At 35.0% G+C, this 13,650-nt stretch carries 11 protein-coding genes; 7 read left to right on the top strand and 4 right to left on the bottom strand.

All coding sequences use genetic code 11. The annotated features are described in order from the left end of the window. Positions 1 to 34: 34 nt before the first annotated feature. Positions 35 to 931: a hypothetical protein gene (locus G6O70_RS11505; protein WP_057869656.1), complete on the top strand. Its 897-nt coding sequence runs from the start codon at positions 35 to 37 to the stop codon at positions 929 to 931. Positions 932 to 1,107: 176 nt separating this feature from the next. Then, complete coding sequence (locus tag G6O70_RS11500) at positions 1,108 to 1,986, top strand: GTP pyrophosphokinase (RefSeq protein WP_083481922.1); 879 nt, start codon at positions 1,108 to 1,110, stop codon at positions 1,984 to 1,986. 57 nt (positions 1,987 to 2,043) lie between these two features. On the opposite strand, the gene G6O70_RS11495 is transcribed toward G6O70_RS11500, so the two are convergent. Then, positions 2,044 to 3,366: an amino acid permease gene (locus G6O70_RS11495; protein ID WP_187327477.1), complete on the bottom strand. Its 1,323-nt coding sequence runs from the start codon at positions 3,364 to 3,366 to the stop codon at positions 2,044 to 2,046. A 467-nt stretch (positions 3,367 to 3,833) separates the two neighbouring features. Between G6O70_RS11495 and yjeM the strand changes: the two genes are divergently transcribed. The 5 genes from yjeM (at position 3,834) to G6O70_RS11470 (ending at position 9,251) form a co-directional block, all read left to right on the top strand. Then, the gene (yjeM, locus tag G6O70_RS11490; RefSeq protein WP_057869655.1) at positions 3,834 to 5,330 is read left to right on the top strand and encodes a glutamate/gamma-aminobutyrate family transporter YjeM; all 1,497 of its coding nucleotides are present in this window, start codon (positions 3,834 to 3,836) and stop codon (positions 5,328 to 5,330) included. 386 nt (positions 5,331 to 5,716) lie between these two features. Then, positions 5,717 to 6,844 carry a 5-methyltetrahydropteroyltriglutamate--homocysteine S-methyltransferase gene (locus tag G6O70_RS11485; RefSeq protein WP_057869654.1) on the top strand — a complete coding sequence of 376 codons (1,128 nt, stop codon included), beginning with the start codon at positions 5,717 to 5,719 and terminating at the stop codon, positions 6,842 to 6,844. A gap of 71 nt (positions 6,845 to 6,915) precedes the next feature. Continuing rightward, a complete protein-coding gene (locus G6O70_RS11480) occupies positions 6,916 to 8,196 on the top strand; it encodes an O-acetylhomoserine aminocarboxypropyltransferase/cysteine synthase family protein (RefSeq protein ID WP_057869653.1) in 1,281 nt (426 codons plus the stop codon). Positions 8,197 to 8,227: 31 nt separating this feature from the next. Then, positions 8,228 to 8,935 carry an AzlC family ABC transporter permease gene (locus tag G6O70_RS11475; RefSeq protein WP_057869652.1) on the top strand — a complete coding sequence of 236 codons (708 nt, stop codon included), beginning with the start codon at positions 8,228 to 8,230 and terminating at the stop codon, positions 8,933 to 8,935. Further along, positions 8,922 to 9,251 (top strand): AzlD domain-containing protein, encoded by a 330-nt coding sequence (locus G6O70_RS11470; protein ID WP_057869651.1) that lies wholly within the window; start codon positions 8,922 to 8,924, stop codon positions 9,249 to 9,251. The genes G6O70_RS11475 and G6O70_RS11470 overlap by 14 nt, the downstream gene beginning before the upstream one ends. 129 nt (positions 9,252 to 9,380) lie before the next feature. On the opposite strand, the gene G6O70_RS11465 is transcribed toward G6O70_RS11470, so the two are convergent. From G6O70_RS11465 to G6O70_RS11455, 3 genes are read right to left on the bottom strand one after another with little or no spacing between them, the layout of a single operon-like run. Further along, entirely contained in the window at positions 9,381 to 11,225 is a 1,845-nt protein-coding gene (locus tag G6O70_RS11465) for an ABC transporter ATP-binding protein (RefSeq protein WP_057869650.1), read from the bottom strand. Then, on the bottom strand, positions 11,225 to 12,952 hold the full coding sequence (locus G6O70_RS11460) for an ABC transporter ATP-binding protein (RefSeq protein ID WP_057869649.1): 1,728 nt from the start codon (positions 12,950 to 12,952) through the stop codon (positions 11,225 to 11,227). The genes G6O70_RS11465 and G6O70_RS11460 overlap by 1 nt, the downstream gene beginning before the upstream one ends. 28 nt (positions 12,953 to 12,980) lie before the next feature. After that, the gene (locus G6O70_RS11455) at positions 12,981 to 13,595 is read right to left on the bottom strand and encodes a TetR/AcrR family transcriptional regulator (protein ID WP_057869648.1); all 615 of its coding nucleotides are present in this window, start codon (positions 13,593 to 13,595) and stop codon (positions 12,981 to 12,983) included. Between the last annotated feature and the right edge of the window lie 55 nt (positions 13,596 to 13,650).

The following is a 13,650-nucleotide window of genomic DNA, read 5'->3' as shown; positions in this document are numbered from 1 at the left end:
CGAGAACTAACAATTTAAAATTGGGGGAATCATCATGAAAAAGGGGAAAAAGACAGCTTTATTATTAACAATATTGATGGCAGGCTTACTAACTGCATGTGGAGGTCAAAAGCAAGCAGCAAATTCTAGTAAAAAAGCAACTTCAGAGCAGACTTCAGTAAAAAAGCACTCTAAATCTTCACAAAAGAGCAGCAGTGAAAAAAGTTCTGCTGTTGAGTCAACATCAACATCTTCTAGTCAAGGACTGACTAGCTCGAGTACGACAACATCAAATTCAACTGCATCTAATAGCAACAATTCATCTACGGTAACTAGGTTGAGTGTTTTTAATCAGCAACTACGTAATGCTCTAGGAAATGTTATCTTACCAACTACTGATGGGTTAGAAAATGGGAGCAATAAATTAAATGTGCGCTATGAAGGAAATCAAGCTAATTATACAATCAGTTATAGTGTGGGGAATACCGCGTATCAATTAAATGATGAAGCAGTATCAAAAGAAATTCCTTATGTTCAGTTTAAAAAAACATCATATGGAACTTCAAGTGAAGCGAGTGCGCAAATTGATTATATTAAACAAAATGATTTAAATGGTTTGCCTACCATAGATTTAGGGCACAACATAACAGGGTATAAAGATGCAGGCGCAGGGCAGAGATATCTTTCGTGGTATGAAGGAAATTGGTCGTTAACAGTCCATGCAACGGCTGTCAATCAACAAGATCCTAAGACTTTGGCCGTTCAAATAGTGAATATGCTAGAGTCCTACAGATTACCAGCACCTTCGCAATATGGGGTAATTAAAGCGGATGTGAATAGTTCATATGGTAGTCGTAATCAATTAATTATGTGGCAGCAAAACAATGTGATATATCAGTTAAACGCACATGATATTACAACGGCTATCAAGATGGCGGCTAGTATGAAATAATAATTTTAATATCAATAAAGAAGTAAGAAAAATAATAATTAAAGATCTTTTTCAAATTTTATCCATATTTACTTAATATTTGTGTGTTATTTTAAGAATATAAGACAGTATGGAAAAATCAATTCTTAATTTTGCGAAGTGAAAATATCAAATTAGCAGTTGAAGGAATGAACAATATGGAAATATATGGTGCTTATGGCAAGTATCTTCCAGAAATAAAAAACGAAATTATGCACAAAATCAGCGAGCTTAGTCATCAAATTGAAAAACGAGATGAAGAGAAACTATACGAACATCTAAGTGGCAGAGTTAAACAAGAAGAAAGTATGATTGAGAAATGTCAGCGAAAAGGTTTGGATCTGACCCCTAGAAGTGCACTTAATGATTGTAAGGATGCAATTGGGATTAGAGTTGTATGCAACTTTATTGATGACATTTACAAATTAGTTGGTCTTTTAAAGGAACAAGACTGGTGTGATGTAATTAAGGAAAAGGATTACGTGTCAAAGTCAAAACCCAATGGCTATAGAAGTTATCACTTAATTATAAAATTTAATACTTCATATCCAGATATTAATGGGCATGTTCCAGGTGATTATTATGCAGAGATTCAGTTGAGAACGATTGCCATGGACTCCTGGGCTAGTTTAGAACATGAATTGAAGTATAAACATAATATTAAGAATCCAGAGCAAATTCCTGAAAGCGCTTCTAATGAAACAGGAGAAACAATAAAACGAATATCCAAGATAAAAGAAATGGGATACGAAATAGCGCTTGATGATGTAGGAATGGGGATGAATACACTGGCATTTGTATTAGCAAATACTAATCACATAAAAAGATTAAAATTATCAATAGTGCCCTTTAAGACACTGAGTATGGAATCATTGGTATTATTAATTAAATTTTGGAAGTTAGTTGCTAATGAAGCAAAGGTAGAACTTGTAATTGAAGGAATTGATTCTGAAAAAATGAGAACAATGGTTCATCAAGCAGGCGTTAAAATGCAACAAGGCTTTTTGTGGAAGAGCCAATTTATATTTCTATATTAAAAAGACTGTAGAATTTTCTACAGCCCTTTTTTAATATTATACTGATTTTGAGTTGGCTTAGTTATTGCGATGCGTCCTCCAAAATATTAAAGACATAATAATCAAGAAAATTGCACCAACAATTACAGAAACTCTAGTTTCAGGATTGAAGAACATAAATAATAAAGTTAGAGATAATGCTAAAATTGCGAAGTAGCTACTGAAAGGATATAACGGTAATTTGAAGGGGTGATCCGTTAACTCATTTTTTTTTATTTTACGGAATTTCAATTGACTAAATAAGATTACAAACCAAGGTACCATTCCAGGTAAGACACTGGAACTATAGACCAAAACGAAAATGTTAGAACTACTTTTAACAAAATAAGGCAAAATTTCATTTAATAATAATCCAAGTAAAATCCCTGTAGAAATTGTGAGAACTGGTAAAACTGGAACACCTTTGGAAGATAATCTTGTGAACTTATCATTAATTTCTTTTTTTAGACCAAGGGTATAAAGCATTCGACTTGAGCTGAATATTCCAGAATTGCAACCAGACATTGCGGCAGTTACAAGCACAAAATTGATGATGGCTGCAGCGGCTGAAATTCCTACGCGTGAGAAAGTTTCGACAAATGGTGAACCAACATTAGCAAGCTGATTCCATGGATAGATTGTGACAATGATAAAAATTGAACCAATATAAAATAATAAGATGCGGGCAACAATCGACTTAATTGACTTAATAACTGTGACTTGGGGATTCTTAGCTTCACCTGCAGTAATTCCAATGACTTCAACCCCTTGATAGGAGGCAATTACTATTGAAAGCGCGAAGATAAATCCTTTAAATCCACCTGTAAAAAAGCCACCGTGAGACCATAAATTAGAAAAGCCAAGTGGATGCCAGTTATTTCCTAAACCTAATAGGATTACGAGGGCTCCCAAAATTAGCATAAAGATAATTGTTAAGACCTTAATCAGTGCAAACCAAAATTCTAGTTCTCCATATGCTTTTACAGAAACAAGATTTGCAATACATAGTGTAACAATTACAATTGTTCCTGAGATCCAGTCTGGAAGATTGGGCCACCAATAATTTAAATATTGGCCAACAGCGATCACTTCACTGATACCAACTACTAGGTATTGAAAGACGTTACTCCAAGCAGTAAGGTAACCTGCAAGAGGATGAATATATTCCGAAGCATAATTTGCAAAAGAACCCGTTGAAGGGTCAACATAAAGCATTTCTCCTAGTGCACGCATTACTATGTATAGCACTAATCCGGCTAATCCATACGCTAATAAGACAGATGGACCAGTCCACTTGATTGTAGCGGAAGATCCCATAAACAGCCCAACTCCAATCGTTCCTCCTAGTGCGATCATCTGCATTTGACGCGAAGATAAAGCACGATTTAATTCTTTGTTGTTTCTTTTCACTATGTACACTCCTCTTACAGAAAAAAGCCACGACAAAAAATTTTGCCACGGCTTTTTTCTGCTAATTTACGCAATAAATGCGTATTATCAATTAACCATGTGTGACTAATTAAATCTTGATGATGTTAAACGATTGTAAAACAAAATAATTTATAGCTGGAAATTACTTTTAATCACGATTAAGAAAATTAAAAATATATCTTTCTCATAATAAATTAATAAACTAATTTTAACTTATTTACTATGAAAATACAATGCTATAGAAAACTTTGCTTCCTTAATTGTTTGCTATATGGAAGGCACTTTTTATAAAGTAAATTGAATAGCAATAGATACTTATACCACTTGACAAGTAGTTTCAAAATGTTACTTTTGAATAGTATTTTAATAAGATTAATTAGGATTTATGGAGAATAAAGATGACAGATAAAAGGCAGCTTACATTAATGAGCGTCATGCTCATGATATTTACTTCGACTTTTTCATTCGATAACACATCGATTGCGTATTACACTATGGGGGATGCTGGGATTATCTGGTACATCTTGGCTGCTCTTTTCTTTTTTGTACCATCAACACTAATGTTTTCAGAATTTGGGGTCGCAATGCGTGATGAACCTGGTGGAGTTTTCTCGTGGTTAGAAAAGTCTTTAGGACTAAAATGGGCATTCATCGGAGGCTTCATATGGATTGCATCTTGGATAATTTTAACAGTTTCAACTGTTTCTAAGATTTGGATAATGCTATCTACAACAATTAGTGGGGCGGATAAAACAGGACAATGGCATGTTTTGGGTCTGAATTCAACTGAGACAATTGGTTTAATCAGCATAATATTTATTATTGTTGTCACAGCTATCTCCTCAAGAGGATTAGATAAGGTATCTGGATTGGCTGCAATTGGGGGAATAGCAGCAATTGTTTTGGTATTGTTTTTTATATCGGCAAGTCTTTTTTTTCTTGTTCTGAATGGTTTCAAGCTCGCAGAACCAATTAACTTTCCTAAAAGTTTCATTGAATCGCCTCGACCAAGCTATCAGTCAACTAGCCAAATGATTTCTTTTTTGATATATGCTGTCTATGCATATGCTGGAATTGAAGCACTAGGTGGTATTTCGGATAAAATGAAAAATTCAAAAAGAAATTTTCCAATTGCATTAGGTATAAGTGCATTATTGATTGCATCAGCTTATGCGCTTATCATTTTTCTATGGAGCACATCTGCGAATTGGCATGAAGTGTTTCAGAGAAAAGGTGTGAATTTAGGTAATACAACCTATGTTTTGATGAGTAATTTGGGATATAGTATTGGGAATACGGTTGGTTTATCGGCCAATCAATCCGAAAAACTCAGTTTCTTTTTCGCTCGCTTTGGTTCTTTTACAATGTTGCTAAGTTATTTAGGATCATTTTTTGTGATTGTTTATATGCCAATAAAATCATTTATTCTTGGTACTCCCAAAAAATTATGGCCAAAGTCACTTCCAGCACTTAATCGTTTCGGAATGCCTAGTAATGCTATGTGGTGGCAGGCATTGATTGTCTGTGTGTTAATCGCATTAACATCATTTGGGAATAATTCTGCAAAAGCTTTTTATGAAATTTTAACTTTAATGGACAATGTCTCGTCTACTTTGCCTTATTTATTTTTGGTGAGTGCTTTTATCTTTTTTAAGCACAATCAAAAAATTGCGAAACCCTATGAGATTTTTAAAGTTAAATGGAAATATGTGACGATAGTAGTGATTGTTAATTTTGTTCTTTTACTAGGAGTTGGATCGACAATGGTTGATGCAATTACAACTCAGAATTATTTGAATCTTTTTTTAGAATTGATTGGGCCAGTTCTTTTTGGAATTATTGGCTATTGGTTGTTTATATTGTATGAGAAACGTACAAAAAAAGTTGAAAAATAATCTTTTTTTTAGTTGACAAGTAGTTTTTTAAGTATTAGAATCTCATTAAGCTATTAGAACGATATTAATAATCTTATGAGAAGAAGAGTAGCTAATGTTAATTTTTTACAGAAAGTCTGACATTGCTGAGAGCAGATATTAGTTAAGTTAGTGAAGATGAACTTTGAGATAGAGATATTTGGTAGATCGCTGAATATTCGGTAGGAACCGTTAGCTTCCCAAGCATAGTATCCATTATGTGCTGATGAGACACTTTTTTAAGTGTGAACAAGGGTGGTATAGCGCTAATTCGCCCCTTATCTGTTTTTTATAAGCAGATAGGGGGCTTTTTTGTTGTTTTAATAGGCTAAAGTTGATTATGAATTAATGGAAGGTGGATTTTAATTATGGTTAAAACAGCTACAAAGTTACATTACGATATTGTGGGAAGCTTTTTGAGACCTACTGAATTAAAAAAAGCTCGTGAAGAATTTTTTAATAAGAAAATTACTGCAGAAGAATTACAAGAAGTTGAGAATGACTTAATTCGAGAATTAGTGGAAAAAGAAATAGAAAGTGGTTTGAAAATTGTAACAGATGGAGAATTTAGAAGAAGTTATTGGCATCTAGATACATTTTGGGGTTTTGCAGGGATTGAGCATGTCATTCCTAGTCATGGATATTTATTTCATGATGAAGAAACTAGAGCCGATTCTGCAAGAGTTATTGGTAAAATTGAATTTAAACCAGATCATCCAGATTTGTTAGCTTATAAATTTTTAGAAGAATTGGTTGAAAAAAATGATGAGATAACTGCACGTCAAAGTATTCCAGCACCTGCACAATTTTATTCGGAACTTGTAAGAGACGAGGAAAATATTAAAGCTTTGAGAAAAGTTTATCCGGATGAAGATGGGTTAATCGCTGATATTGGAAAAGCATATCGTGAATTAATTCTTGCATTATATGAAGCAGGTTGTCGAGATGTAAAGCTAGACGATTGTACTTGGGGAATGGTGGTTGATAATAATTACTGGGCTACTCGTGCAGGCAAAGGACTAGATCGACAAGAGATTCAAAAAAAGTATTTGGCGGCTAATAATGCGGCATTGATTGATCTCCCAGATGATTTAAGAATTAGTACTCACGTCTGTCGAGGAAATTATCATTCAACGTGGGCAGCTTCAGGTGGTTATGCTCCAGTTGCCGATTACTTGTTTGCAAAAGAAGATGTTTCTGCTTTTTATCTTGAATTTGATGATGATCGTTCAGGAGACTTTGCACCACTAGCTAAGGTTCCAGAGGGAAAGGATGTTGTTTTGGGATTGGTAACAAGTAAACACCCAGAGCTTGAATCAGCAGAGTCTTTAATTGCCAGAGTAAAGGAAGCTACACAATATGTACCGCTAGAACATCTTAAGTTGAGTACACAATGCGGTTTTGCTTCAACGGAAGAAGGAAACAAGTTAACACCAGAGCAGCAGTGGGCCAAAATAAAATTGGTAGTTGATACAGCAAAGCAAATTTGGAAATAAGAGATTTAAAAAAATAAAAATGTGTAATTTTGAAAATAGAAGCAAATATAAATGAAATTGGAGGATTTATTATGACAAAACAAAACTTACATTTTGAAACATTACAGGTACATGCTGGACAAAAAGTTGACGAAACAGGGGCACGTGCTGTACCTATTTATCAAACAACCTCGTATGTATTTAAAGATGCTGCTCAGGCAGCGGCGCGCTTTGCACTTAAAGATCCTGGTAATATCTATAATCGTCTGACTAATCCGACAACTGCAGTTGTTGACGAACGTGTTGCAGAATTAGAGCACGGAACCAGTGGCGTGACTCTAGCAACTGGGGCAGCAGCTATTACAGCGGCAATTACTAATGTTGCAGGACAAGGCGATGAAATTATTTCTGCAGGTACAATTTATGGTGGGACTTATAATCTGTTTAATGTAACACTTCCAAAACTGGGAATTAAAACCCATTTTGTGAATCCAGACGACCCTAATAATTTCGCAAAAAATATAAATGAACATACGAAAGTAATTTATGTTGAAACAATTGGTAATCCAGATATTAACTTGATTGATCTTGAAGAAATTGCAAAGATTGCGCATGAACATGGAATTTTAGTTATCTCTGATAATACATTTGCTTCACCATACTTGTATCGACCACTTGATCATGGGGCAGATATTGTAGTAGAATCTGCAACTAAATTTATTGGTGGACATGGAACAGCAATGGGCGGAGTAATTGTAGAAAATGGTAAATTTAATTATCAAAAGAGTGGTAGATATCCTGAATTTACAACACCAGACCCACAATATAACGGGCTAGTTTTTGCTGATTTAGCGGGTGGCGCATTTACCACAAAGGTCCGTGCTGAAGGCTTGCGTGATACTGGGGCAGCTATAAGTCCATTTAATTCTTTCTTGTTACTTCAAGGACTAGAAACGTTATCACTTAGATTAGAGCGACATGTTGAAAATACTAGAAAAATTATTGCATTCTTACAAAAACATCCAAAGGTATCATGGATTAAATATCCTGAATTAACAGATAATAAATATAATGAATTAGCAAAAAGAGATTTTCCAAATGGAGTGGGTTCTATCTTTACATTAGGACTAACTGGCGGAGAAAAAGCAGGAAAAGAATTGATTGAAAAGCTTGAAATTTTTTCATTATTGGCTAATGTCGGAGATGCTAAATCATTAATTATTCATCCAGCGTCAACAACACATGCACAGTTGAACGAAGAAGAGCTGGAAAAGGCTGGAATTACACCAGATTTAATCAGAATTTCAGTTGGAATTGAAAATGCTGAAGACTTGATTGCGGACCTCCAACAAGCATTAGACAATATTGAGTAATAGTTATGAGAGAGAATGAAAGGCGGTAAAGTTGAATAATCAGTTAACAAGAAAACGGGCAATTATTGAAACATTGCCTACCGTCCTTGGTTATATTGGAATTGGGATCACTGTTGGAATTGTTGGACGCGCTGCTGGGCTAAACGTGTTAGAAGTAGTATTGATGTCAATGATTACGTACGGAGGATCTGTCCAATTTGTGATTATTGGTATGATTATCAACCATAGTGAGTTACTGCCAATTCTTTTGGCAACATTCTTAGTTAATGCAAGAATGATTCTAATCAGTATGTCAGTTGCACCTTATTTAGAACAAGAATCAGTTTTTAAAAATATATTGTTAGGCTCGTTATTAACAGATGAAACATACGTGTTAAGCATGAATAAAATTAATTATACAAAGAAGAGACTAAATTTCGAATGGCTTAATATCAGTAACTTGATAGCATATTTCACGTGGGCAATTGCTTCATTTACTGGGGCCTTGGTAGGTAATTACGTAGAGACACCACAGAAATTTGGCTTAGACTTTGCCTTAATTGCAATGTTCATTGGGCTATTGTATCTACAAATTATCAGTGAAAAAGAAATCAAAATTGGATTACAAGTACTGGTTATTATGTTCACACTATTTATAATGTATTTTGGATTAATTTTTGTTTCTGCAAACATACTGGTTTTATTGGTAACAATCTTGGGTTGTTTATTTGGAGTGATAATGAAAAATGTATTCTTTTGATTATGTATTAAAAATTATTATATGCTCTGGATTTGTGGTTTGGTTGTCTAAAATCTTTCCTCTTGTGATTCTGAAAAAGTATCGTTTGAATGAAAAAATAATTAACTTTTTAAGTTTTGTTCCAATTACGATCATGTCTGCACTGTGGTTTGAGAGTTTATTTGTTCAACATTTAGGTCATCTACCAAGTTTAAACTTTGAAAACTTGGTAGCTTCAGTTCCAACGGTTTTAAGTGCAATTTTAACTAAGAGTCTTTTGGTTGTGGTTGTAGTTGGTGCGATTTCCTTAGCACTTATCAGATTTTTTGGAGTATAGTTGATGGATTAATGAGGAAACAAAAAAGAGTGTGAATGTGACTTATAAAATACGTTTATTTACAAAAGAATAGAAGAAGAGGCTGGGCCAAATTTAAATTGGGCTCAGCCTCTTCTTCTATTTTCATAACTATTCAACTGGAATAGTAAATTGACTATTGTATAAATCAGCATAAAATCCATTTTGTTTCATTAATGAGTTATGATCTCCAGTCTCGACAATGGATCCGTGATTCATTACTAGTATATTATCTGCATCACGAATCGTAGAGAGACGGTGAGCGACTACAAAACTCGTACGATTATTAAGTAATCGTTCCATGGCTTTTTGAATAAGAATTTCTGTTCTTGTATCAACTGAACTAGTTGCCTCATCCAAAATTAAGATGTCTGGATTAGCCAAAAAGGCGCGTGCAATTGTCAAAAGCTGACGTTGACCTTGAGAGATATTCGATGCTTCTTCATTTAGAATCGTTTGATAGCCTTCTGGTAATTGGCGAATGAATGTATCAGCATGTGCAGCTTTAGCAGCTTTGTAGACCTCTTCTTCTGAAGCATCTTCACGTCCATATTTGATGTTATCGTAAATCGAACCGGTAAAGAGCCAAGTGTCTTGCAAGACCATTGCAAAATGTGAGCGGACTTCTTCACGTGAGAGATTTCTTGTATCATGACCATCAAGCTTAAGTGAACCACTCTTGATATCATAGAACCGTTCAAGTAGGTTAATTAAAGTTGTTTTCCCCGCTCCAGTAGGACCGACAATAGCAACTTTTTCACCAGATTTGACTGAAAGATTCATATCTTTAATTAGAATTTCACTGTTGTTGTAGCCAAAATCAACATGTTCAAATTTTACTTTAGCAGTGTTATGTGTTTCATCAGCAATGTCAACACTTGTCTCTTCCATCTCATCTTCATCCAATACTTGGAAAATACGTTCAGCAGATGCAACAGTTGCTTGAATAGTATTAGCTAAATTAGCGAGTTGCGTAATCGGCTGGGTGAACTGGTTAACATATTGTAGAAAGGCTTGAATATTACCAAGTGTAATTTGACCATTCGCCACCTTTAAACCACCAACAATAGCTACAAAAACGTATCCAATGTTAGAAACGAAGTTCATAAGCGGCATAATTAATCCAGAAATAAATTGTGCTTTCCAGGAAGAACGGTAGTAGTTATTATTTTGATTTTTAAATGTTTTGATGCTTGATTTTTCCTTGTTGAAAGTTTTAACCACAGTATGTCCAGAAAAACTCTCTTCGATTTGATCGTTAAGCAACCCCAAGCTTTTTTGCTGGGCTGCAAAGTATTTTTGCGATCGAGGTGCTACCAATGAAATCACAAGTACACCAAGCGGAACTGTGATACAAGCTATCAAGGTCATTTCCCAACTAATTGAAAGCATCATGAATAAAACACCTACGAAGGTAACGGCACTAGTGACAATTTGTGCAAGACTCTGTTGGAGTGTTCCAGCAATATTATCCATATCGTTAATTGCACGAGACATGATATCTCCATTGGAGTGGGTGTCATAGTATACAATCGGAAGCCTTTGTAGCTTCGATTTAAGATCCTGCCGTAAGCGGAAAACGATTTTTTGTGAGATATTAGCCATAATCAATTGTTGAAAGAAGGATAGAGCGGCTGAGAAAATGTACATGATGCCAACGGTCAATAAAATTGTTTTAATTTTTGTAAAATCAATAGGAAGAGAACTGATATGTTGTCCAGCCTTGATTTCTTTATAACCTTTGAGAAAACCATTAAAAATAGTAGTAGTAGCTTCTCCCAAAATTTTAGGGGAGATAATCTGGAAAACTACAGATCCAATTGCAAACAAAATAACAATAAAAAGGAACCATTTCCAAGGTGCCATGTATTTACATAAACGCCAAGTTGTTTGCCAAAAATTCTTTGGTTTTTCTGTTGCTTTGCCAATATTACTTGCGGGTCCACGACTAGCCATTAAATATCCTCTCCTTTCAATTGTGATTTGATAATTTCTTGGTAAGTAGGGTTAGATTTTTTTAGTTCATTGTGTGTTCCATGTCCAACATCTTTACCTCCATCAAGAACAATAATTTGATTTGCGGTTGTGACTGTTGCAATTCTTTGAGCAACGATAATGACAATACTATGACTGATTTTATTATCATTGGCGAGAGCTTTTCGTAGTTTTGCATCTGTCTTAAAGTCAAGTGCAGAAAATGAATCATCAAAGATATAGATAGCAGCTGGCTTTATAAGTGCACGGGCAATTGCTAGACGTTGACGTTGTCCCCCAGAAAAATTAGCTCCATTATGTTCAACAACAGAATCTAACCCACTGTCAAGTTCCTTGACGAATTCAGTTGCCTGAGCGACTTCAAGTGCATGCCACATTTCTTTTTCAGTTGCATCTGGCTTCCCGACTTGCAAGTTACTGCGGATCGTTCCTTTGAATAAGAAAGCTTTTTGTTGCACGAAGGAAACTTGTTCATGAAGTTGACTTTGCGGTAACTTGGAAATATCAATACCATTAAGCCTAATCTTACCTGATTCAATATCGTATAATCGTGGAATCAAATTTATCAAGGTCGACTTACCTGCTCCAGTTCCACCTATGATTGCAAGTGTTTGTCCGGAATGCAGGTTGAGATTAATTGATTCAAGTGCACGACGTTCAGCATGAGCATAACGAAAATTAACATTTTTAAATTCAAGTGAGATCTCAGAGTTATTTAAAACAGTTGGTTGTGGATCCTCTTTAATTGAATATTCAGTATCTAAAACTTCTTGAATACGAACAGCGGCAGCCTGTGCTCTGGGGATAAAAACAAAAACCATGGAGAGCATCATAAAACTAAACAAAATCATTGCAGCGTATGTCATAAAAGAAACTAGATTCCCGACTTCCATTGACTGCTTGGCAATTAGGTTAGCCCCAATCCAAATAATTCCGATATTAGTTCCATTTAAAATCAATGTCATAACTGGAAACATCAAGGATACCAAGCTGAAAGCCTTAATAGCAGTATTTGTGTAAGATTTATTGGCATCTTCAAAGCGAGTCTGTTCGAAATTATCTTGTCGAAAGGCGCGTACAACACGAACACCAGTCAATCCTTCACGGAAAACAAGATTAATGCGGTCAATCTTATTTTGTAGACTACTGAATAGCGGTCCAGCTAAAGACATAACAATTCCAATTGCAATTGCCAATAGCGGAAGTGATACGAGAAAAACAATTGTTAATTTTTTTTCACTAAGATAAGCCATTATGATACCACCAATTAACATTGCAGGTGCCTGTAGCATCATCCGTAAAATCATGACTGTCACATTTTGAATTTGTAAAACATCATTGGTTGTTCTTGTAGTAAGTGAAGAAGCACCAAACTTATCAACTTCGTGACTTCCAAATTTAAGAACTTTTTCAAATAATGCATTGCGCAATTTAGTACCAAGCTTTTGAGCTTGCGTTGATGCGAAAAAAACATTTCCAGCGGCAGCCAGAATTCCAATCAGGGTGATTCCTAACATTTTCGCGCCTACCTGCCAGATGTAGTTTGTGTTTCCAGCGGCTACACCTTTATTAATCATATCGGAAGTGAGTGTTGGCAAAGTAAGATTGCAAAAAACCTGAATAATCATAAAGAATGCAGCAGCTAGAACGGGCCACTTTTCTAAACGAGTGCGAACAATTTTATACATAATCGACCTCCATAACATCTAAATCAATTTATTTTGTAACTCCATATTGAAGCCAAGACAGCATTTTAAGACAGCTTTTTTGAACTGCGGTGACAGAAAGCGGATCTTTTCCTTGATGATGGTGAAAGTAGCCACCAACAGACTTAAAGAAAATATTCAACATTAAACTAACTAAATCACGAAATTCTTCAAATGATTCAATGTGTAAGTGAGTTAGATCAGTCTGTGCATATAATGTTTGAATTAATTGATGCATACTCCCGTGACCTAGCACTTTTTGAAGACGAAAGTCATGGGCTTCAATCATTGTTCGATAAAAATCAGAATGATCCCCCTCTAAAACATCCTTAATGGTTTCTTTGAAGAATTGCTTAGACGCTTCAAATAAATCTCCTTCATTCTTTTCTAAAAGAGCCAGATAAAGTTCATTTTGCTCATTTTGAATTTGTCCGACAAAATAGAGGTAGCAATCTAATTTATCATTGAAATATTGATAGAAACTTCCGCGGGGAATACCAGCAAATTCAATAATTTCACTGATTGCAGAATCATCAAAGCTTTTCCTAGAAAATTCATGGCTAATTGCGGCGAAGAGCCTTGCTTTTTTTTCTGGGATAAGATTAAAAAAAGTATCCTTGGGCATTATTCTATCCTCCTTTATGACGACCTGTCATGTGACAATGTGTCATTATAGTTCA

This window comes from Liquorilactobacillus hordei DSM 19519 (genome assembly GCF_019443985.1).
Lineage (GTDB): Bacteria > Bacillota > Bacilli > Lactobacillales > Lactobacillaceae > Liquorilactobacillus > Liquorilactobacillus hordei.
This window is presented reverse-complemented; position numbering and strand designations above follow the sequence as displayed.

Excerpts from the sequence above, each read along its gene's own strand:
- G6O70_RS11470 (WP_057869651.1), top strand. The coding sequence starts at position 8,922 with ATGTATTCTTTTGATTATGTATTAAAAATTATTATATGCTCTGGATTT.
- G6O70_RS11460 (WP_057869649.1), bottom strand. The coding sequence starts at position 12,952 with ATGTATAAAATTGTTCGCACTCGTTTAGAAAAGTGGCCCGTTCTAGCT.
- G6O70_RS11495 (WP_187327477.1), bottom strand. The coding sequence starts at position 3,366 with ATGCAGATGATCGCACTAGGAGGAACGATTGGAGTTGGGCTGTTTATG.
- G6O70_RS11505 (WP_057869656.1), top strand. The coding sequence starts at position 35 with ATGAAAAAGGGGAAAAAGACAGCTTTATTATTAACAATATTGATGGCA.
- G6O70_RS11455 (WP_057869648.1), bottom strand. The coding sequence starts at position 13,595 with ATGCCCAAGGATACTTTTTTTAATCTTATCCCAGAAAAAAAAGCAAGG.
- G6O70_RS11480 (WP_057869653.1), top strand. The coding sequence starts at position 6,916 with ATGACAAAACAAAACTTACATTTTGAAACATTACAGGTACATGCTGGA.
- G6O70_RS11465 (WP_057869650.1), bottom strand. The coding sequence starts at position 11,225 with ATGGCTAGTCGTGGACCCGCAAGTAATATTGGCAAAGCAACAGAAAAA.
- yjeM (WP_057869655.1), top strand. The coding sequence starts at position 3,834 with ATGACAGATAAAAGGCAGCTTACATTAATGAGCGTCATGCTCATGATA.
- G6O70_RS11485 (WP_057869654.1), top strand. The coding sequence starts at position 5,717 with ATGGTTAAAACAGCTACAAAGTTACATTACGATATTGTGGGAAGCTTT.
- G6O70_RS11500 (WP_083481922.1), top strand. The coding sequence starts at position 1,108 with ATGGAAATATATGGTGCTTATGGCAAGTATCTTCCAGAAATAAAAAAC.